The sequence below is a fragment of the Bacteroides zoogleoformans genome, assembly GCF_002998435.1.
Taxonomy (GTDB): Bacteria; Bacteroidota; Bacteroidia; order Bacteroidales; family Bacteroidaceae; genus Bacteroides; species Bacteroides zoogleoformans.
In genome coordinates this window covers 642,361-664,707 of record NZ_CP027231.1, presented here as the reverse complement: position 1 = coordinate 664,707, position 22,347 = coordinate 642,361, and the positions used below count along the sequence as shown (strand labels likewise).

At 47.9% G+C, this 22,347-nt stretch carries 11 protein-coding genes and 1 pseudogene; all 12 read right to left on the bottom strand.

Annotated elements, in window-relative coordinates; all coding sequences use genetic code 11:
- Positions 1-22: 22 nt before the first annotated feature.
- Positions 23-1,621 (bottom strand): xylulokinase, encoded by a 1,599-nt coding sequence (locus tag C4H11_RS02830; RefSeq protein ID WP_106040407.1) that lies wholly within the window; start codon positions 1,619-1,621, stop codon positions 23-25.
- Between the two features lie 113 nt (positions 1,622-1,734).
- A complete protein-coding gene (gene araA / locus C4H11_RS02825; protein WP_106040406.1) occupies positions 1,735-3,276 on the bottom strand; it encodes an L-arabinose isomerase in 1,542 nt (513 codons plus the stop codon).
- A 38-nt stretch (positions 3,277-3,314) separates the two neighbouring features.
- Positions 3,315-4,001, bottom strand: a complete 687-nt coding sequence (locus C4H11_RS02820) for an L-ribulose-5-phosphate 4-epimerase (RefSeq protein ID WP_106040405.1) — start codon at positions 3,999-4,001, stop codon at positions 3,315-3,317.
- An 18-nt stretch (positions 4,002-4,019) separates the two neighbouring features.
- Complete coding sequence (locus C4H11_RS02815; protein WP_106040404.1) at positions 4,020-4,697, bottom strand: NUDIX hydrolase; 678 nt, start codon at positions 4,695-4,697, stop codon at positions 4,020-4,022.
- A gap of 44 nt (positions 4,698-4,741) precedes the next feature.
- Positions 4,742-6,435, bottom strand: a pseudogene (locus C4H11_RS02810) (sodium:solute symporter).
- Positions 6,436-6,460: 25 nt separating this feature from the next.
- Complete coding sequence (locus tag C4H11_RS02805; protein ID WP_106040403.1) at positions 6,461-7,600, bottom strand: aldose epimerase family protein; 1,140 nt, start codon at positions 7,598-7,600, stop codon at positions 6,461-6,463.
- Positions 7,601-8,039: 439 nt separating this feature from the next.
- Positions 8,040-9,968 (bottom strand): arabinan endo-1,5-alpha-L-arabinosidase, encoded by a 1,929-nt coding sequence (locus C4H11_RS02800; protein WP_106040402.1) that lies wholly within the window; start codon positions 9,966-9,968, stop codon positions 8,040-8,042.
- Between the two features lie 12 nt (positions 9,969-9,980).
- On the bottom strand, positions 9,981-11,807 hold the full coding sequence (locus tag C4H11_RS02795) for a RagB/SusD family nutrient uptake outer membrane protein (RefSeq protein WP_106040401.1): 1,827 nt from the start codon (positions 11,805-11,807) through the stop codon (positions 9,981-9,983).
- A 33-nt stretch (positions 11,808-11,840) separates the two neighbouring features.
- The gene (locus tag C4H11_RS02790; protein ID WP_106040400.1) at positions 11,841-15,086 is read right to left on the bottom strand and encodes a SusC/RagA family TonB-linked outer membrane protein; all 3,246 of its coding nucleotides are present in this window, start codon (positions 15,084-15,086) and stop codon (positions 11,841-11,843) included.
- Between the two features lie 21 nt (positions 15,087-15,107).
- Complete coding sequence (locus C4H11_RS02785; RefSeq protein WP_106040399.1) at positions 15,108-16,853, bottom strand: RagB/SusD family nutrient uptake outer membrane protein; 1,746 nt, start codon at positions 16,851-16,853, stop codon at positions 15,108-15,110.
- 8 nt (positions 16,854-16,861) lie between these two features.
- Entirely contained in the window at positions 16,862-19,927 is a 3,066-nt protein-coding gene (locus C4H11_RS02780) for a SusC/RagA family TonB-linked outer membrane protein (protein ID WP_317045996.1), read from the bottom strand.
- Between the two features lie 75 nt (positions 19,928-20,002).
- Positions 20,003-21,874 (bottom strand): LamG-like jellyroll fold domain-containing protein, encoded by a 1,872-nt coding sequence (locus tag C4H11_RS02775; RefSeq protein WP_106040397.1) that lies wholly within the window; start codon positions 21,872-21,874, stop codon positions 20,003-20,005.
- Positions 21,875-22,347: the final 473 nt, after the last annotated feature.

The window sequence follows — 22,347 nt, the reverse complement described above, 5'->3', positions numbered from 1 at the left end:
TTTTTATTGGTTGTGAATATTCTTATTTCTTATACGTGACAGCCGCTTCTTCGATAGGTAATCCGAACTTGTAGTTTTCGATGTATGTGTTGAAGCCCGCCACATCTTCGGCTGTCGGTGATATTTCAATGCCGGCGTCGCCAACGAAGACTTTTTCATCCAAGAAGTCGGCAAGAGATTGCTTCTTCTCATTGTTGACAAGGAACGAACCAAGCAAAGCAATGCCCCAAGCGCCTCCTTCACCGGCCGTCTCCATCACAGAGATTGGTGAATTGATGGCTGCTGCAAGTATTCTTTGGCCTACACCTTTCGTCTTGAACAGTCCTCCATGCCCCGTGATTCTGTCAACCTCAACTTTCTCTTCTTTGAAAAGGATGTCATTGCCGATTTTGAGTACTCCGACTGCAGCATGCAGATGTGCTCTCATGAAGTTGGCAAGACTGAACTTATCGTTTGCCGAACGTATAAATAATGGTCTTCCTTCTGCAAGCCCGGTTATAGGTTCGCCGGAGATATAATTATAGGATATGAGGCCTCCGCAGTCTGCATCACCTTCCAGTGCATGGTTATAGAGCTTTTCATATATGAGGTTCATATCTACGGGAATACCCATCAAATCCTGATATTCTTTGAATAAGTTGATCCACGCATTGAGGTCGGAGGTGCAATTGTTGCAGTGTACCATGGCTACAAGGCTTCCATCCGGAGTAGTAACCATATCAATCATTTCGTATGGTTTTGATAATTCTTTCTCTAAAACAATCATCGAGAAAGAAGATGTTCCGGCCGATACGTTTCCGGTACGTTGCTTCACGGCATTGGTAGCAACCATGCCGGTGCCTGCATCCCCTTCGGGAGGGCAAACCGGTATTCCTGCTTTCAGGTGTCCCGATACATCCAACCTCGCAGCTCCTTCTGTTGTGAGGAAGCCTGCATTTTCGCCGGCAAGCAATACTTTAGGCAGAATGTCCGATAATTTCCAGTCATATCCTTTGGGTTCAATCAGGCGATTGAATTTATCCACCATCTCGGCCGAATAATTCTTGGTGGTGGAATCTATAGGGAGCATACCGGAAGCATCGCCTATGCCCAGTACCTTTTGTCCCGTTATCTGCCAATGGATAAAACCGGCAAGAGTCGTCAGAAAATCAATCTCCTTCACATGTTCCTCATTATCGAGTATTGCCTGATATAAATGGGAAATGCTCCATCTCAAGGGAATATTATATACGAATAGTTCTGATAGATCCGCTGCCGCCCGGGCTGTATTGGTATTTCTCCAAGTGCGGAAAGGAACGAGAATCTCTTCTTTCTTATTAAATGCCATATAGCCGTGCATCATGGCACTGACACCTATGGCGGCCAGAGACTCTATTTCTGTGGCATATAATTTTTTTACATTCGAGCGAAGGTCGGCGTAGCAATCTTGCAGTCCATGCCAGATGGCTTCTACGCTGTAAGTCCAAAGTCCGTCGGTCAACTGATTTTCCCAAGTGTGGCTTCCTTGTGCAATGGGCTTGTTTTCTTGGTCGATTAGAACAGCTTTTATGCGTGTTGAGCCGAATTCGATGCCAAGAATGGCTTTGCCTGTTTCGATGGTTGTTTTTGCATCTGTTTTCATTGGAACCAAATATGTTAAGATACAACAATTATTATAAATCCATGGAATTGAAAGTGTCCGGTGGTTCATCGCCACCGGCACTTCCTGTTTTATTTATGAGGCTGATTGGATAATTAGCAAAGAGCCTTGTTGAGCATGTAGTACACCTCATTCATGCGCAGTTCTTTCTTGAACTCGTTGATGGTGGTGTCTTTGTTGATATGTAGCATTTCGATGCCGGAGATTTCGGCATAGTCTTCCCAATATTCGGCTGTGAGGTCGTAGGAGAAACAAGAGTGGTGCGTACCACCTGCCAAAATCCATGCGCCTGCACCCACTTCGAAGTTGGGTTGCGGAATCCAAAGTGCACTGGCAACGGGCAGTTTGGGTAAGGGCTTCGACTCGATGCATTCCACATCGTTCACGATGAGACGGAAACGATTACCCAGGTCGACAATGGTGGCCGTGCAGCCTTTCTTTGCTTTGCTGGTGAAGACAAGGCGCGCCGTCCGGCTTTTGCGTATGCCGATGCCGAGGAAATGTACTTCCAAACGGGGTTTGCTATTGGCAATAAGCGGACAGATCTCCAGCATGTGCGACTGAAGAATGGAACTGTTTTCACCGTCAAAGTTCAGTGTGTAGTCTTCCAAGAAAGAGCATCCGTTGGGCAGTCCCTGACTCATCACCCATACCGTGCGATAGAGAGCGGCCGATTTCCAGTCACCTTCTGCACCGAAGCCGTAGCCTTCGGCCATCAAACGTTGCGAAGCCAATCCGGGAATCTGGTCAAATCCGTTACCGGTCTTGTCAACATCCACATCGCCCAGGTCATCGAAGTTGGTAGTAAAGCCTTTGGCTCCTTTGGCTTTCAAGATGGCACGCAAGGCGACTTCGGCTTTGGCGGCATTCCATATCTTGCGGTAAGCTTCTGATGCTTTATCTTCCAATTCGGCATCGTGGTCGTATTCTTTGAAGTATGTGGCTACCATCGCCTCTACTTCTTCATCTTTCACTTGCTTCTGATAGAACATCAGTTCGCTTACGGGACAGTAATCCACATGGTAGCCCATGCGCTGCTCGGCTTCCACCTTGTCGCCATCGGTCACGGCCACATTGTTCATCTGGTCGCCGAAGCGTATAATCAGCATGTCTTGAGCATCGGCCCATCCGGCACAGACACGCATCCATACGGCAATTTTGTGCAGTGTTTGTTCATCTTTCCAGTAACCCACTACCACTTTGCGACGAATGCGCATACGAGTGCAGATGTGTCCGAATTCGCGGTCGCCATGTGCGCTCTGGTTCAGGTTCATGAAGTCCATGTTCATGGTGTCCCAGGGGATTTCCTTGTTGTATTGGGTGTGCAGGTGCAGCAACGGCTTTTTCAACTGCTGCAGACCATGAATCCACATTTTGGCAGGTGAGAATGTGTGCATCCAAGTGATGACACCTATACATTTCTCATCGTTGTTGGCCGCTTTGAATACTGATTCCACCTCTTTTGAGGAGTTGGCTGTTCCTTTATATACTACTTTAACGGGAAGTTTGCCTGATTCATTCAGGCCTTTTACCATTTCATTGCTATGTGCATCTACCGCTACAACTGCGTCGCCTCCATATAGGAGCTGTGCTCCGGTGACGAACCATACTTCGTATTGATTAAATAAGTTGTTCATACAAATTCCTTTTTAATGGTTTAATAATTGAATAGTTGTTATTTCTGTCCGTAATAAGCGTTCGGCCCGTGCTTGCGGCTGAAGTGCTTTTCCACCAGCAGCGGGTTCATGGTCAGCTTAGGATTCACTGCATAGGCTATGCTCGCCATTTTGGCCACTTGCTCCATCACCACGGCATTATGTACGGCATCGTGCGCATCCTTTCCCCAAGAGAAAGGGCCATGGTTCTTTACGAGAACTCCCGGCGTGTGTATCGGATTCAGTCCTTTAAAACGCTTTACTATGACATTGCCTGTTTCCAGCTCATATGCTCCTTTTACTTCAGCTTCAGTCATATCGGCAGTGCAGGGGATGGCATCATGGAAGTAATCGGCATGGGTCGTTCCGATGTTTGGAATGTCCAACCCCGCTTGCGCCCAAGCGGTGGCGTAGGTGGAGTGTGTGTGAACTATTCCTCCTATCTCGGGAAACGCTTTATAGAGTACCACATGAGTAGGGGTATCGGAAGAAGGTTTCAGCTTTCCCTCCACTACTTTGCCATCAAGGTCTACAACGACCATATCTTTCGCTTTCATCTCATCGTAGCTCACTCCACTGGGTTTGATGACCACCAGTCCGCTTGTGCGGTCAATGGCCGATACGTTTCCCCAAGTGAAGATGACCAGACCGTGCTTCACCAACTCAAGGTTGGCATGAAAAACTTCTTCTTTCAGTGTTTCCAGCATAATCAGAAGATTTTTGATTTATAATTTAAACTTCGGAGATTTGCGGTATACTTTCTCATTGAATTGATACAATGCCGCACCTCGTTTGGAAGTGGTTTTATCTATTTTATCTGTTTTCTCCACAAAGTTCATTTCGGCTATGCGTTTGCGGAAATTACGTTTGTCGAGCTCTTCACCGTAGATGGCTTGATACAAGAGCTGTAGTTGTGTCAAGGTGAACAGCTTGGGCAACAAGTTGAACCCGATAGGCTCGGACGATACTTTTTGTTGTATCAGTGACCGGGCGTTTTCCACCATCAGAGGATGATCGAAAATAAGCGGGGGTAAGTGGTTGATGTCAACCCAAAAGGCGTTATGCTGCTGCACCAGGTCTTTGTCATACTCATTGATGTTGATTAATGCATAGTAGGCAACGGAAATGACCCGATCGCCCGGGTCGCGGTCTACAGCACCATAGGTACCTACTTGTTCCATATAGACGTCTTTCAATCCTGTGAGTTCACACAGAACTCGTTTGGCTGCATCGTCCACACTTTCATTTTCTTGTACAAAACCGCCCATCAACGACCATTCTCCCATTGCCGGTTTGAAGTTTCGTTTTAATAAGAGCAAATGAAGTTCCCATTTGTAAAAACCGAAGATAATGCAATCTATCCCTACATGGAACTTTGGATTTAAATCATAATAATTACTCATATTATTTTGCTTGTTGATTAATAATCTTTATCGCTATGTTTCTGTTACCAGAAATACCAGTAGAAAACAGCTGTAATACTTAAAATGATGACAGTGTGAATGATATCCCACTTGTTCCAGCTTGCCCGTGTGGTTTCTCGTTGTGCCGGAGTGGAAGTGCCGAATACCAGTCCTTGTATTTTTTCTGCATTGGGTGCTTCTGTCATCAAGCTGACAAGGATTACAACGATGATGCAGAATAAGAACATCCAACCGCAGAAGAACAACCAGTTAAGGTCGTAGAACAAATATTTGAACAAGCTGTCGGTAGCCTCACCGGCGTTGCTGTAATATACCTTGGCTCCCAAGCGGGTGAGACCTATCACCATACCGGAAATCAGTCCACACATACCGCCTTTGGCAGATGTCCGTTTCCAACAGATGCCAAGCAGGAATGCGGCTGCAATGCCGGGTGCCAATACCGACTGTACATCTTGCAGATAAGTATAAAGTACATCGCCTACACTGCGCATGATGGGAATCCAAAGAATACCCAGTACCACTATTACGACGGTGGCCATCTGACCGATAGTTACCAATCTCTTTTCAGATGTATCCGGCTTGAAGCGTTTGTAGAAGTCGATGGTGAAGAGCATGGCTGAAGAGTTGAATAAGGATGCGAGCGAACTCATCAATGCAGCAAGAATGCCACAGACCACCAGACCTTTGACTCCTGCCGGAAGTAGTTTTGCCACCAATGTCGGGAAGGCGGCATCTGCGTTGGCGTTTCCGTTAGCTAATAAGGGTAGGAAACCTGTTTCACCGGTGCCGATGTATTTCTGATGTAAGGCAAAGGCAATCATGCCTGGAATCAGGAACAAGAACACCGGCAGCAATTTCAGGTAAGCGCCAAAGATAGTACCGCGGCGCGCTTCTCTCTCATTTTTTCCGGAAAGTACACGCTGTACGATAAACTGGTCTGTACACCAATACCAGAAACCAATGATGGCAGAGCCTACCAATGCACCCAGCCAAGGGAAGTTGGGGTCGTTATTGTTGCGGATAAGTTCGGTCATTGTATTTCCATATTCGTTCACTGTGACGGCACCGCAAATGCTCATCATCTCCTCCCATCCTCCTAACTCTTTAAAACCGAGTACAAGAATAATCAGTGAACCTAATAACAGAATAGGTGTTTGAAGTACCGAGGTATAAAGCACGGACTTCATACCGCCGAAGATGGTGTATAGAGCGGTCAATACCACCAATCCGATGGCGGCAATCCAAAAGAAGTCGATACCCCAAAGGGTGTCAATTCCGAACACTTGCTGAAATACCAGTCCGCCCGCATATACAGTAACTGCCACCTTTGTCAGTACATAACTAATCAATGAGATGACGGACAAGATGGTGCGTGACTGAGGATTGTAACGGCGCTCCAGGAACTCGGGCATTGTATAGACCATGCTTCGTGAGTAGAAAGGTACGAACACCCAGCCGAGAAGAAGAATCATCCAGCCTTGTATTTCCCAATGCGCCATTGCCATACCACTTGATGCGCCGGCACCGGCCAAACCTATCAAATGTTCGGAACCAATGTTGGAGGCGAAGATAGATGCTCCTATCGCAATCCATGTGGCGTCACGCCCCCCAAGAAATAGTCTGCCGAGTCATTTTGTTTTTGTCTGACCACCCAGACGATAATTCCGATTAAAGCCAGGAAGAAAATTCCAATGACTATCCAATCTAATACTTCCATACTACTATGATTTAATGTTGTTGTTTTATTTCTCTACTGAAAATTTAAAGATACATTCACTGTTGTAGGTCTGTCCCGGTTCCAAAATAGCCGAAGGCCATTCGGGTTTGTTAGGACTGTCCGGATAGTGTTGTGTTTCGAGGCATACGGAAGCGCGTTGGTTGTAGATGATTCCTTTTTTCCCTTTCACTGTTCCATCAAGGAAATTGCCGGTGTAAACTTGAATTCCCGGTTCATTGGTATAAACTTCCAATGTGATGCCGCTTACGGGAGAAGTAAGTTTGGCTGCCATGTGGGTGAGGTCGCCTTGTGTATTCAGTATCCAGTTATGGTCATATCCATTTCCGTTTTTCAATTGGTCGAAGTCGAAGTTGGCTATATCTTGCCCCACGGCCTTGGGAGTGGAAAAGTCCATAGGCGTATCTTTTACCGGGGCAATTTCTCCGGTGGTCATGAAAGTATTATCCACCGGTGTATAAGTGTCGGCATTGACATACAGGATATGGTCGGTGGCGGCTTGTGCCGGATTACCGGATAAGTTGAAGTAAGAGTGATTAGTCATGTTGATGACCGTTTTCTTATCCGTGGTAGCGCTATATTTGATGTCGATGGCATTCTCTTCGGTCAGCTTGAAAAGAACTTTTGCCGTAACGTTTCCCGGGAAGTTCTCATCACCATCCGGAGAGAAACGTGTCAGTTCCAATGTGGTTTCATCCATCTGTTTAGCTTCGAAAACTTGATATTGCCAGCCTTGTGGTCCACCGTGCAGGCAGTGCCCGAAGTTGTTTTGCGGCAATTGGATGGTGTCGCCGTCCAACACTATTTTACCTTGATTGATGCGGTTGGCATAGCGGCCGATGGAAGCGCCGAAATCGCTGGGAATGTTGATGTAGTCGGCAATGCTGTCGAACCCCAATACTACATCTTGCATGGTTCCGTTCTTATCGGGCACCATGATGGAAACGATGCGTCCTCCGAAGTTGGTGATGCAAACTTCCATGCCGGCCTTGTTTCTCAAAGTGTAAAGGTCTGTTTGGGCGTTGTTTACGGTCGTTTTAAAAGCCGCGGGGTTAAGGCCGGATAAGGTTAGCCTGGTCTCCGGTTTCTGGTTGCAGGACGCCAGCATTAAAGCGGCTATTCCCGTAAGTAAGATTTGTTTGTTCATGACTTAATGTTTTGGTGTAAATAAGTTATCTGTCTTCTCTTGGGGTGTAAAAGTAACACTTTGTTCCGGTGTTCAATATACACCATCACATGTTATACAACATAAAAGCTGTTTTTTCTTGTTAAAAACTATCTTTTTGCAGAAAGACTGGACGTTTTATCTATTGACGCTGAAAGTATAAGGTTGCTTGGAAAGTTCGTATTACTGTTTATATTCCCTCTTGAAGAATCTTCCTTAAAGTATGGGCTTATCTTTCCTGGAGTGTGAGATTGCATTCTCTCAAGTGCGGGCTTATGTTTGTGCAACTTCCTTTTGATTTATATTTGAGGCTGTTTTTCTATTTGGGTGGAGGACATGGCACACCATGTGGCAAAGATAGAAAAACAGCCTCAAAAGGGAGATGTAAGGAAGCTAATAAGACATCTATAGGAAAATATGCTTAGCGGGACTTCTTGCCCCAGTATGTTTTACTGCTGCCATATCCGGCATATACAATTGTATGTGTTCTTGGATTGGCTTCCCAGTCTACTTCGCGTTGCAGACATACTTCCACTCCATTGCTGAAACTGATTCGTTCGTTGACGGCATCATACGTCCAAGTGGCGCCTTTCCAACTTCCATCCGTCACTTTGTGATCGGCAGAGAGTGTCATGTTGTCAGATGTCTTTTGTTTTCCATAAGAGTAGGAGAGGTCTATGTGCTCCCAGTTTCCCACCAGCTCTTTTTCTGTGATGGGTACTTGTGGCACCGCTCCGTAGCGCTCGGGCATCACCACCGGCCATCCGTCTTTTGTCCAGCGGATGGAGCGGATATGCCCCATCATGATGGCATTACTTGCATTGATGTTGGGTACATCTTTGGGAAATCGGCCTTGTGATGCATAAAACCAATTACCTTTGCCATCATCGAAGATGGCGCAATGTGCAATACCTACCCATCCCTCGCTATTGCTGAATTTATAAGGATGCGTAACCACGGGGAGCATGTCTCCTCCGTTGTTGGTGAGGTCTGTGCCATCAATGCCGATGTAGGGGCCGTTGATGTCTTTCGAACGACATACACGTGTGTTGTAAGGTACATCCAAAGCATCGTAAGCCACAAACAAATAGTAATATCCGGTTTGGGCATTATAGATTATCTCCGCCCCTTCCGAGCCTTGCCAACGGTTTCCCATCCGGCGGGTTGCCAGCAGTTTTCCGTAAGGTGCAATTTCATTCGCTGTTCCCCACGGTTTGGGCAGTACCGTTGCCGGTTTTCCGGTGTTGGCATCTATTTCTATGGAAGCGATGCCACTATGCCAAGAGCCGTAAATCAAGTAATGTTTACCATCTTTATCTATAATGTAAGAGGGGTCGATGGCGTTCCATTTGAAGTAGCAGTTAGCCCAGTCATCTGGTTTTACCATATAGTCCAATCCTTTATCCGAAGCATTGGTGATGACGTAGCCCTTATCTTCCCAACCGTCGTTGTTTGCCGGATTGTTGTTTTCCATCAGGCCGATGAAAGCGCGTTCACCCCAGCTTCCGGTTCCATTGATATATCCGGGAACCACGATAGAGTAGTACATACGATAGAGCCCGTCTTTCACTTTACGTACGCAGGGTGCCCAGTAACCGAAGTCTTTCTCGGCGGGAGTGGTTTCTACCAATCCCATGGCTTTGCGTATTTCATTTAGTTGGGGTATAATCCATGCCGGCAATGACTTCATGGTTCCTCCTAAATATTCCCAGTTCACAAGATCTTTGGAACGCCGTCCGTGAAAGTGTCCGCCCGCAATGTGCGTGTTGCCGTAGGAAGCATCTGTCTGATACATATAGTAATAACCATCTTCAGCTAAAACAATGCCGGGGTCATGTACGTTGGCCAAATTCCATTTATTGCGTTGGTTCCAGTCGGCTATGTCTGTATAGTTATCTGCATAAGTCGGAGGAACGTAATCGTTCAATTCGGAGATTGTACTTTGGGCATTGGTTGTAAATGAAACGTCATCGGAATAGATGATACCATTTGGATAGAGGGTGGCAAAGGCACGTACATGATATTCTGTATTACCTTTCAAACTTGTTAAGCTTGCTGTCATCTTTCCGTTGTCGGGAGTTGTTTTCACAGTAGCGTCATGGATGGTGGGAGTGCCGGTTGTACCATAACAAAAACCGTAAGACATTATCCGTGTTCTACCCATGTCAATATCTTCCCGGCAAGCTGTTACTTCCGAGAGAACCGTTGCCGTGGGAACTGCAATATCGGTCACAGTGGGTGTGCCCAATTTCAGTTCACCGGAGTTATTATCATCGTCATCGCAGGATGCCATGCTTATAAACAGTGTGCATCCCAACGTGAAGAGATTGAGCCATTTTATAAGTTTCATAATTTCTTGTTTTTATTGTTTAGTCGTTGTGCTTTCTGTTTCAGAAGTAGTCAGCTCCCAGCCAGAGTTTTGTTTTAGCCTTGGCAGACGCTTAATTTCCGCATCGGGTATCGGGAAATAATAGTTCTTCGGGCTGCTGAAAGCACGAGCCTTGTATAAGTCGGAACTTCCGTAAGTGTACATATTCGAGCTGCCCGGATTTACCTGCACACCATATATGTTATACACTTGTTTATAGCGCGGCTCGTTACGTTCGCTCGATGCGTTCTTTCCTTCAAACAGCTTCCAGCGGCGTTCGTCGAAGAAGCGGTGGTCTTCAAAGCACAGCTCGATACGTCGTTCGTTGCGTATGCGTTCGCGCAGTTGCTCCTGTGTCATGCCTTTATAGGCAGGCATATCCACTCGGGCACGTACCCGATTCACATACTGATAGGCATTAGCCGGTCCTTCGGCTTCGTTGATAGCCTCGGCAGCATTCAGCAGAATCTCGGCATAACGAAAGATAGGGCAGGCATGTGTATAGAGTTTGGGACTCTTGAATGACATGTTGTGCAGGAATTTCTTTGTATAATATCCGGTCACCGTACCTCCATGCAGTGCCTTGTAGTCTTTACCGCTGCCATAAGTGATATCTACGGCACGCTCCTCCGATTCGTTGGCATCTCCCCATATCGAACCATGATGCAGAATGGTTTGCTCCAAACGCGGGTCACGATTGTCATAAGGATGCTGCGGGTCATAAGAAGCATCTTGATCAATGGGCTTGCCATTGATTGTTTCGTAGCTGTCCACCAGATTTTGAGTGGGGTTGGTGCGTCCTACGGCATTGGCAGAGCCACTGAATCCACAGGGAGTTAAGAACAATTCGATTTCTCGCGTATTTGTCCATTCCGACCGGCAGAGGATGAACTCATTGTTCAGGTGCGGGGGAGTAGGGTCTGATACGAAGCACTCGTAATAATTCTTTTTCGGATTGTTGTCAGCCGTTGTATACAGACGATACGGATTGCTCTGCTGATTATTCTTTTCAATAAAAGCTATTGCAGCGTTAGCGGCTGCTTGCCATCGACTTTTGTCATTGGCGGGGTTGTTCAAAGCAGATGCTTTGTAGAGTAGGACTCTTGCTTTCAATGCATATGCAGAGGCACCGTTCAGGCGTCCCCAGTTCAAGTCTTCCTGCTTATAGCGGAAAGGGAGTACGTCTTTCACTTTGTCACACTCGTCGGCTATCCATTGTAAGGCTTCGGCGGCATCCGTACGCGGCTGGTTCATGGCTTCCGAGTTAGTGTAATCAAAGATGATGGGCTTTCCCTCTTCATTTTCACCCAATACGGGAATAGCTCCGAAGTAACTCACTAAATCGAAATGAAAGATGGCTCGGAGCAATTTGGCTTCAGCGATGTAACGGTCGTACAAACGATTATCGTCGTTGTCTGTTTCCTTGTTTTTTATAACGCTTTCTTTGGCATACGTCAGGAAAGTGTTGGCTGCACGGATGGCCTTGAAATTCTTTTCCCAATAATTTTGGGCGAACCAGTGGTTGGTGGCCGAATAGCTGTCGGCAAGCACTGCATGATAACGGTGTACATTCCAGAAAGAGATGGCATTGTCTGTCATGCAATCGCGTGATGCGCCTAAAAACTGTCCGTCGCCATATCCCGCAAAGGCATCGGGTAGGTAGCTGTAAATATTGGCCAGATTTCCCCGGGTATTTTCAAACTTATTGAATACATCTTCCGGCCCCAGAGCTAAATCCACCTCTTTGTCGAGGAAGTCGCTGCAAGCGCTGAAATTTGCTGTCAGCAGGATGGCTGTCATATATTTAATGTATCTTTTCATACGTCGTTTCTTTTTAAAGTTATCAACAAATACTTAAAATCCCACATTGATGCCGAAGGTGAATGTGCGAGTCTTCGGATACCACCAACAGTAACTCATCGGTTTCTCCGGGTCAATGCCAGCCGGCATGCTATCCCACGTATAGAGGTTATAGCCGCTGAAGTAAACTCGGCACTTCGTGAGGTTGGCTTTGGCTATCAGCTTTTTGGGAAGTGAATATCCCACCTCGATGTTGCGCAGTGAGAGGAAGTTGCCATTCACAATCCAGATGTCATTCTGATAGGTGCCGCTGTCACGGTCGGAGTCTATGGCATTGTATCCGCCGTATACCGGGCGAGGATAAGTGGCGTTGACGTTGCGCGGGTCTGACGGGTCATCGGTGTAATAGCCCCAACTTTTCACAACCTCGTGCGTGCCTTGATTACCCCATCCGGACCAAGAGATGGCAGGCGAGAAAAATACATCGCGGTTCAGGTATGCGGTCAGTACGGCGCGGGCATCGAAGCCTTTCCACTCAAAGCCGAAGTTCAGTGTCGGGATGAGTTCCGGAATGATGGTATAGGTATCCGGAATCATATCATTGGAATCAATTTGACGGTCACCGTTCAAGTCTTTGAACACGGCGGTTCCCAATCGTTGGTTGCCGTTGGAAGAGGTATGATAAGGATACTTCTCCGGATGGTCAATGGCATCTTGTTGGTTAGTGGCTATCAGGTTAGGGTCAGCAGCCCATTGCACAAATTTGTAACGGTTCCAACCACCGATGGTATTATTGAACGGAGCTTCATAAAGACTGGCCACTGATGTGTAATCCAAAATGCGATTACCTGTTTTTCGTTGCCAAGGCACGTTAGGTTCCGTCTCGTCCATTTCTGTGATTTTGTTGGTGTTGTATGTCAGCATACCTTCCACGTAGAAGTTGAAGTCGCGGATATGATTACGATGTCCCAAAGTCACTTCAAAACCTTTAGTCTCTGCTTTTCCATAAGAATCTTGGGCCACGGAGATACCCAAGATGCCGGGAACGCCGGAGCGTGTCACCAGGATGTTCGAGCGCCATTCTTTGAAGACGTCTATCTGCCCATAGAGCTTTTTCTTCCAAAAGTCGAAATCCAAACCGATGTTTAGCATGTCGGAGATTTCCCAGATGTTGTTAGCGTTTCCGGCTTTTGTCTCTGCAAAACCATTGATGGATGTACTGTTGTTGTAGCCGAATCCGTATCCCGTGGCTGTGCCATACGTGTTTTGGTAGGGATAGCGGCCTGAACCGGTATTAGCTTGTCCCGAGCGTCCGTAAGAAGTGCGCAGTTTCAAGAGGCCGATGTGTTTGTTGTTTTTCAACCAAGGTTCTTCGGAAGCCACCCAGCCGAGCGAGCCTCCATAGAAAGTGCCCCACCGGTTGTCTTCACGGAAATTGTCACTACCCATACGTGAGATGTTGCCTGCGAGCAGGTAACGATTATCATAGTTATAATTCACTTGTCCGTTGTATGACAAATAGCGGTTCGATGAGTTATACTGAGGGTTGTTGGCTTCTTGCACGTTGATTTGGTTGCGATAAGCACGCGCAAAAGCACGGGCTCCGATATGGTGCTTGCCCAAACTTTTCTCATAACTCAATCCGCCCGCCAGATTCAGGTTGTAGTAATGAGCACGCTGATTGCCTTTTGCTCCGGAAGTATAATGTAGTGCTTGATATGAGCTGAATTTATTGTACTTGATTTCTGATACATCGTTCACATCCAGATTCAGGTAATCGTAATTATATGAATTCACGTTGTTGGCTTGAGAAGTCTCAAATACCTCGTAAGAGTCGAAGCTCACGGTAGCATTCACTTTCAATCCTTTCAAAATGGCACTCAGGTCACCATTGACGTTCAAGGTAGAGTAAAGGTTACGACGTCGGTTGCTTTCCTTACCGGAAGCGGCCAGCAGCTTTCCTGCATTTTCCACGCCGGCTTTGGCGAAGATTTCTCCGTTGGGACAGAATACAGGCGCGGTGGGGTCACACTCCACGGCACCGAAAGTGATAAGGCTGAACACACCGGTCAGTGGTTGTTGGATGTTGTCGATACGTCCGCCTAAGTCCAGCGACACATTCAGGAATTTGGTCACATCGATGTCCAGATTGGAACGGAGGTTCCAGCGGTTTAGTGTATGCCCCGTGTTGTAATCTTTGTTATAGTTTGTCCATTTATCATTCCACATACCTTCTTGACGCAGGTATGAGAACGACACATAGTAGCGGGCACGGTCGTTTCCGCCGCTTACCTGCAAGTTGGTTTTGTAAGTAGGTGCAGTTTCCCGGTACAATTCGTCAAACCAATTGGTGTTGAAGTATTTGTATTTGTCCATACCCTCCAATTCTTCACCGTTGCATACACGGCGGTACTTCTCAATTTGTTCGTCCGTATACATCGGCTGGTCACCATTCAGATACTTCACCCGGTTGCGGGTCAGAGCCATGTTGTAAGCGTTCTGGTTTTCCATTTTGTTGCTCAGCATCTGGAAGCCTGCCTCTTGAGTAAAGTCTATCCGTGTTTTGCCGGCCTCGCCTCGTTTGGTCGTCACGATGATGGCGCCGTTAGCGCCTCTCATTCCGTAGATGGCTGTTGCGGCCGCATCTTTCAGTATCGTGATATTTTCAATGGGGAACGCATCGAGAAACGAGAGGTCACGTTCCACATTATCTACCATCACCAACGGTGCGCGGGCATTACTGTTCATGGTGCGGATACCGCGGATATACATGGCCGATTCCGTCCATCCCGGTTCGCTGGACCATTCATAGGTCTGCACACCGTTCACGGTGGAGGTGAATGCATTCTGCAACACGGTGATGGGGTGCTTCTGGAGTTCTTCTCCCGTCACCACGGAGGTGGCCTCCGTCAACAGTTTCTTGGCCTTGCGTCCGAAGGGCACCGGTGTGGTATGCAGGTACTCATCCAAATCGGATGTCAGTTCCACTTTGAAGTCATCACTGAACTCTACGGCTACTTGCGCATTTTTGTAACCTATGCTGCTGATGCAGATTTCATCGGTTGGTTTTACACCCTTCAGGATGAAGTTCCCTTCTTTGTCGGTCAGGACGATGCGACTCTGTTCCGCTATGTTCACTACCGCACCGACAATAGGATTGCCTTCGCTGTCTATAACACGGCCTTTCAATGTTTGCTCGCTTTGTGCCCACATGGTGCTGACCACAAAGAGCAAAACTGCCGGCAGCAGGGCTTTGCCTGCTTTTGCCATTCTTTTTATGATATGATTCATTTTATACATATGCTGTTATCATGTTTAAGGTTACCAACCGGGATTGTTCTTGATGCCGGTTTTCCAATATTCGCCTTCGGGTATGGGATAAAGGTACATTTTCTCACTGAATACGCGTTTTTGCGCCACTTTGCGGGTGATGCTGCCGTCGGCGGCTACATCTATTCCTATGATGTCGCGTCCCAACGCTTTCTCGGCTACGTTCCATCGGCGCACATCCCATGGGCGATGTTCTTCAAATGCCAGCTCTATGGTGCGCTCTTTGCGGATGAAGTTGCGCATCTTTTCTTTCGTGTCAAGGTCGGTGCGATCGGCCACATTACCCGTTATACCGGCGCGGTGGCGTATTTGATCGAGCGCTTTGTACACTTCCTCACAAGGTCCTTCTACTTCATTCACGGCTTCGGCATAATTCAGCAGAATTTCCGAATAGCGGATGAAAGACCAGATACGGTAAGCTTTACCTCCATGATTGTTGCTCAAAATGGATTCCGGAATCAGCTTCCGCACATAATAACCGGTTGGAGTGGCATTGGCATTTCCCAGCGGATTGTCTCGTTGTCCTTTCACTACGTTGATGGTTCCGTTTCCCCATATGACCCCATGGAAAAGGATTGAAGCATTCAGACGCCGGTCGCGGTTGCTCCACATGTTGGCATCACTGTAGCCCCCGTTCGGGTTGACAATCGGCTGCATACCGTTATATACGGGTGCTCCCGTTTCGTCGTAACTTTGGAATGGGGCGTTTCCATCTATCATGTCATACATGTCTATCAGATTTTGCGAAGGGCAGAGACCGCCGTTTCCGCCTTCTCCTACCGGAGTGTCATTGGAAATGCCGCTCCAGGTTATCGTATTGTCGTTGCGGTAGAAAATCATTTCTTTGTTTCCTTCGGCAGGTGTTAACAGCCAGGCATTGGTCAGTGCCGTTTTGGCGTCTACGCCTTGCATCAGCGAATAAAGGCCTCCGTAAGTGTCGATAAAGCTCTTGTTGGCATCGGCAGCCTGTTGCCATGTGATACTCGATTCGGCGCTGTAACGCGGACTGGCCATATAGAGCATGATGTGGCTGTGGAGCGCGCGTGCCATAGGTCGGTTGATGCGTCCGTATTCTTTGTAGTTTTTATCATTGGGCTGCAATCCGTCTTCGCACTCTTTCAGTTCTTTCAGAATGAAGTCCACTACATACTCTTTCAGGGTGGGGCGGGTGGTGTAGTTGCCCAGCAGGTCGCCGTTCGGGTCAAGTACTTCGGTCACCACGGGAATAGGGCCGTAGCGCAGGAAGAGCTCCCAATAGAACCATGCGCGCAGGAAGCGAGCTTCCGAAATGTAGTTCTGTTTCTTCACTAAATAGTCGCTTTCGGACAGTTCAGCTCCTCTGGGAACGCTTTCTATGCGGGTCAGTATCATGTTGCACTTACGAATGCCGCGATAGAATACTTCCCAAGTATCAGAGAGCTCGGTTGCACCGCCTCCGCCGTAGTAGTTGCCGATGTTGAAGGTGGTACGTACGCCTCCGTTGGCATAGCTGGTCTCACCCAAATCGGTGGCGGCATCCAGCCAAGAACGGTTGATGCGGCATGCTCCGTGACGCAGGAAGTTGTATGTATCGTTATGGAATTGTGTCATCATTCCCCAATCGCCGAACACTTCTTCGCCTGTCAGTTCGCCGCTTGGCTGTTTGTCGAGGAAATCGCCGAACATATCCTCGCAAGAGGTGAGGGTAGTGGCGGCAATGCCCAAGGCGAAAATGCCGTATAATAATTTCTTTTTCATGTTCTCTGTCAGAATTTAATGTTTACACCAAAGTTTACTGTCTTCATAATAGGATAGCGATTGGAACCGTTACTTTCCGGATCTACCAAGTCGTCCAAATGATCCCATGTAACAAGATTGTTGGCATTGACGTAGAGACGGCAATCACTCATACCTGCAACTTTCGACCATTTTTCGGGCAACGTATAGCTCAGTTCGATGTTCTTCAAACGGACAAAGGCGCCGTTTTTCAGGAAGAAAGAGCTTTGGCGCTGATTGTGGTCGCCATAGCTGTCATAGTGTAGCAGAGGGTATCGGGCATTGCTCAGATTCTCGTTTTCGCTTTTTGCCGGATTCCAACGTTGCAGATGGTGCTCTTTCACCTTACCGCCATTGACGAAGGCGTACATGGCCTCTGCGTCGTAATAGCGGCTTACGTGGTCCACACCTTGAAACATGACGCTGAACCCCCAACCTTTGTAGTTGGCTCCCAAAGTCAGTGCATACGTGTTTTCGGGTATGTCGCTATAGCCGATGAAGGTCTCGTCGCGTTCGTCGATGAATCCATCCTGATTCATGTCGCGGTATTTCAGGTCGCCGACTTTTACGTTGCCGAAAGTAGAAACGGGCAGCCGTCCGCCGTCGATGTCGGCTTGTGTCACGAATCCGTCACAGACCAGGCCGAAGTATTGGCCTATGGGATGTCCTTCGCGTTTGCGATAATCCGTCTTCAGGGCAGGCTCGTCCATGTTCTTGATTTCATTTTTGGCATGTGAGAAGGTCAGGCCTGCGTTGTAGGTGAAGTCTTTGTTGATACGATTGCTATGCTTCAGTTCTATTTCAAAGCCTTTATTGGCAGTTTCTCCCAAGTTGGCGGCAGCCATGGTGGTTCCTACCCATTGCGGACGGGTGAGGAATTGGGTCAGGATGTCGTTGCGCTTTTCGTAGAAGAGGTCGATGTTACCGTTCAGCAGTCCGTTCCACAAGCCGAATTCGATGCCCGCGTTGTATTTATGGGCACGTTCCCAAGTGACGCCGTAGTTGGGGTATTGCGACTCATAAATACCGCTCATGCCGGTATTTCCGAAGTAGTAAGCGTTTCCATGTTGCTGCCAGTTCTCTTCGTAGAGGAAGCGTTGCGTCACTCCCCCCACCTGATAGACATCGTTACCTACCTGTCCGTAGCTGGCGCGTAGTTTCAGGTTGTTCAACCATCCGGAGGTGTTTCTCATAAACTCTTCATTGCTGATGCGCCATCCCAAAGAGAAGGCCGGGAAGAAACCGAATCGTCTGCCTTTCATGAAGTTTTCCGAACCGTTGTAACCGAAGTTCACTTCAGCCAGATAGCGGTCGTCGTAGCCGTAGGTGGCGCGACCCACCAAGCCTTGATAGCGTTTGGCCAGTTCGTCGTTCACGCGATAGTCGTTCTGGTTGTAGAGCACCATACCCGTCACATCGTGCTTGCCGAACTTGCGGGCATAGTTGATTTGCGCCTCCATGTAGAGTTTGTAGATGGCATTGCGTTCCTGTGATCCGGCCAGCTCACCGTCACTATTGAAGCGGTTGTAAGCATCGATGTCATCATGGTTGTTACGGTCATTCAGCTCGTAGGTGGCAAACGACTTGCTGTAAAGCTTTTTGTTGAACGAGTCGTAGTCGAATGAAACCATTGCTTTGGCACTGAGCCCTTCGGTCAGCCAATCCATTTTGTAGTCGGCAATGAAATTGGTTTCGTTGATGGTATTGGTGGAACGGTAGAAACCGGCTTCGGCCAGGCGTCCCACGATATTGTTCTGATATTGCGAGCTGCCACCGTAGATGATTTGTCTTTTTTCTCCGTTCTGTACTTCGGTTTTCACGGGAAAGAGCCATCCCGGCGTATGATTCATTTCATAGAAGATTTCGCTGTAGGTGGCGCTTTCGTTGCTGTTCGAGCCGCCGCGCTCCTCGAAACGTGTGCCGAAGTTGACGGAGAAGGTCAAATCTTTGGTCAGGAAAAGGTCCATATTGGCCCGGAAGGCATATCGTGTGAAAGCCGGGCTGGAAGAATTTCCAAACTTATCATTGCTTAAGTCTTTCACCAATCCCTGCTGATTGTAATATTCGGCCGATGCATAGTAGCGCATGCGTTTCGTCCCGCCGCGTACACTCACGTTGTAGCGTTGGGCCGGCGCACTGCTTTTCAGCACTTCGTCATACCAATCTACATTGGGGTAGAGCATAGCATCTATACCGCTTAGCTGGCCTGCGCTCGATTTGCGGAACATCTCCATGTCGGCGGCGGAGAATTGCGAGGGTAAGCCATCGTTAGCCAACGCTTCTTCCAGCAGTGTCAACGACTGGAAGGAGTTCAAATAAGTATCCTTGCGTGTGGGACTTTGAATTTGGAAGTTGGCGGTCAGGCTGACTTCCGGTTTTTGTTCCTTACCTCGTTTGGTAGTAATCAGCATTACTCCGTTGGCACCGCGTACACCATAGACGGCTGTGGCCGAAGCATCCTTCAGAACCGAGATGGTTTCGATGTCGTCCGGAGCAATCTGAGCGAACGAACGTTCCACTCCGTCCACTAACACCAATGGCTGCGCGTCGCCGGCAAATGTGGCGCGACCGCGTACATAAATCTTTGTATCGTCCGAACCCGGCGCACCGGAAGTTTGTGAAGTTATTACGCCCGAAATCTTACCGGCGATGGCTTGCGATACGTTGGCCGCAGGCGAAGCAAGCAATTCTTTGCTCGATACTTGCGAGATGGCTCCCACCACGCTTTCTTTTTTCTGGGCACCGTATCCCACTACCACTACTTCTTCCAGCATTTCGCTGTCTTCTTTCATCAAGATGCTGAAAGATGCTTTGCCGGCTACGGGAATTTCTTGGGTTTGATACCCTACGTATGAGATTTGCAGTATGGCACTTTCTCCGCTTACTGTAAGTTTGAAGTTACCTTCCAAATCGGTAATCACTCCATTGGCCGTGCCCTTTTCTACTACACTGGCACCGATGACGGGCCCGAAAGCATCGTTCACTACACCGCTCACCTGTTTGCTTTGGGCAAATAGAAATTGTCCCGTCAGCAGGAAGGCGAAGGCCAACACCATACCCGCCAAGCGAGGGGCGGTTGATATTGTGACTGTTTTGTTGTTCATAATTATTCTTGGAATTTATAAAGATTATTACTTGAGTAACGGAGTGAACAGATAGCAATTTGAACTGTCCATTTTGAGATGCGAGCCGTCTACGATAAGGAAGGCTCTTACGGATTGGTTGCCATCACCACAGTTTGTCACAAAGGTCTCTTTGTATATCTTCCCGTTTTGGGCGGTGGCCACTGCCGTGGTTGTCACTTTACTCTCCTCGCGTAGGATATCCAAGGCCACTTTGGCTCCTTCCATGTCAACACGGAAAGCATCCCAATCGCCATAGCCTTCATTGCTCCATGTACCTTCGGCATAGCTCTCACCCCAACCGTAGAGGTCGGACCGAATGACAAAGTACTCGGCATAACCGCTTCCGCCTCGGTCGGCATCGTTGCAGAGACAGAGATTCCAGTTGTTCCAATTGCCTGTTCCGTTGGTGTGGTTCTCGAATTCAAGGTGCAGATTCTGTCCCGAGGGAATCAGGAAATAGTCTGAAAATTCTTTCCACCAACCGGTCGAGCAGTCTTCGGATCCGATGGCGGTTTTCGCTACGGGCTGTGGAGTAAAAGCAGAGGTTTCTTGGGTATCGAATACGATGTGTGAACCATCCATCACGAAGAAAGCTCTGATTACTTGTGCGCCGTCATCGCATGTGCTGGTGAAAGTTTCTTTATACACATTGCCGTTAATGGCTTTGGCCACGGCTTCTACAACCACTGTGGCTTTGTTGCGGCGGATGGTCACCGTCACGTCGGCGCCTTCCATGTCGGTGCGGAAAGCACCCCAGTCATCGTAGCCTTCACTGGTCCAAGTTCCCGCATCATAACTGCTTCCCCATCCGAAGCGGTCTGAACGGATGACGAAGTACTCGGCATAACCGCTTCCGCCCCGGTCGGCATCGGTGCAGAGGCAAAGGTTCCAGTTGTTCCAGTTATTCGCTCCGTTGGTATGGTTGGTGAATTTGAACTTCATCTGTCCTTCAGCGGGTATCCTGAAATAGTTGGAGAATGCACTCCACCAGGCAGCCGAGTTGTTTTCCGCGCCTACGGTGAGGATGGGGGCGCCGATGATATATTCGAATGCATTTTCTTCGGCTCCTACATTCGGTATCTGGCATTCGCTGTCGGTTATCCGGTTGCGAAAAATCTTGATGTCGTCTATCCACATCTCTTGTGTGGGAGTGTCCGAACCGTTACCTATATATAAAAAAGATGTGGCTGCCATGAACTGTACTATCTTGTTGAAATCAAAGTCTGATTTCAATACGGTCTTGTCAATGCGTTGCTTGCCGTCTACATAAATACTGTATCCGTCGCTACGCACGGTGACTGCCATGTAGTGCCATTCTCCGGCAGGCAGTAGTAACGGATTTTTAGCAACTTTGTTTGCTTCGGGATTATTGGCTTCATATTTGCCGTCCGCGCCTTCATATTTCAGCCATCCATTGGCGGTGAGAAACATGCGCTGGGTTCCGTTGCTGTTCTGAAAAGAGAATAGTGCGCCACTCAAGTCCGGTTCCATTTCTTTCTCCGTTTCTTTGTCGATGCGGAGTGCTTGTTTTACCCAGAAAGTCAGTGACACACCGTCTTGTGCTTTGTACTTGGCGAGCGGATTGAGAGTACGGGCATAACCGTTGGGTAAATGCAATACTTGTCCGTGCACTTCGTCTTGCTCCACCACAGCGATGTCACCTCCCTCGTAAGCATAGTAATTGAAACTTGTGGGGTCGAAGCCGGCTTCACCCTCCTTCTTGGGCGCTTCAAAGTCAATGTTTCCCACCTGCTCCAGTTTAGGGTAGACATCCGTGCCGGCGGGTGGATCCATCTGTCCCCAATCTTCACAAGCTGAAAATGAAAGAATGGCCATTGCCGCCATGATAAGAGACGAACTCTTTCTTGTCTTCTTCATAATACAGATATTAATAGTTTAACAAATTATCTCTACTCACAAGATGCCTGTTTGAAAATTTCTTTTGAAGAGAATTCCGGAAACTTGCCGGATAAAATCAAAGCAGGCTTTAAGTAGCAATGCAAAGATATGACATTGGCTTTTGATAGAGGTGGACAAATGAACATTAGAGGTGGACAAACGAGTAAACAAGTGTGTATTTTACATCAGGAAAGCTCTGCCTGCTCCGCATATCCTCCGTATCATCTCCGTATCATCTCCGTATCATCTCCGTATCAACTCCGTATCACCTCCGTATCATCTCCGTATATCCTTCGCTCCTATGGGTACGGAGGAGATAGGGCGTTGATACGGCCTTGACATAGAGATGGGATTATGAGGGAAACAGTAAAGCTACTATCTACAGGGCGCCCGGACGACTGCGATTGAGTTGGCGGCGTTGAAGTGTGGCTTTGAAGACCGTGTGTTTCGGC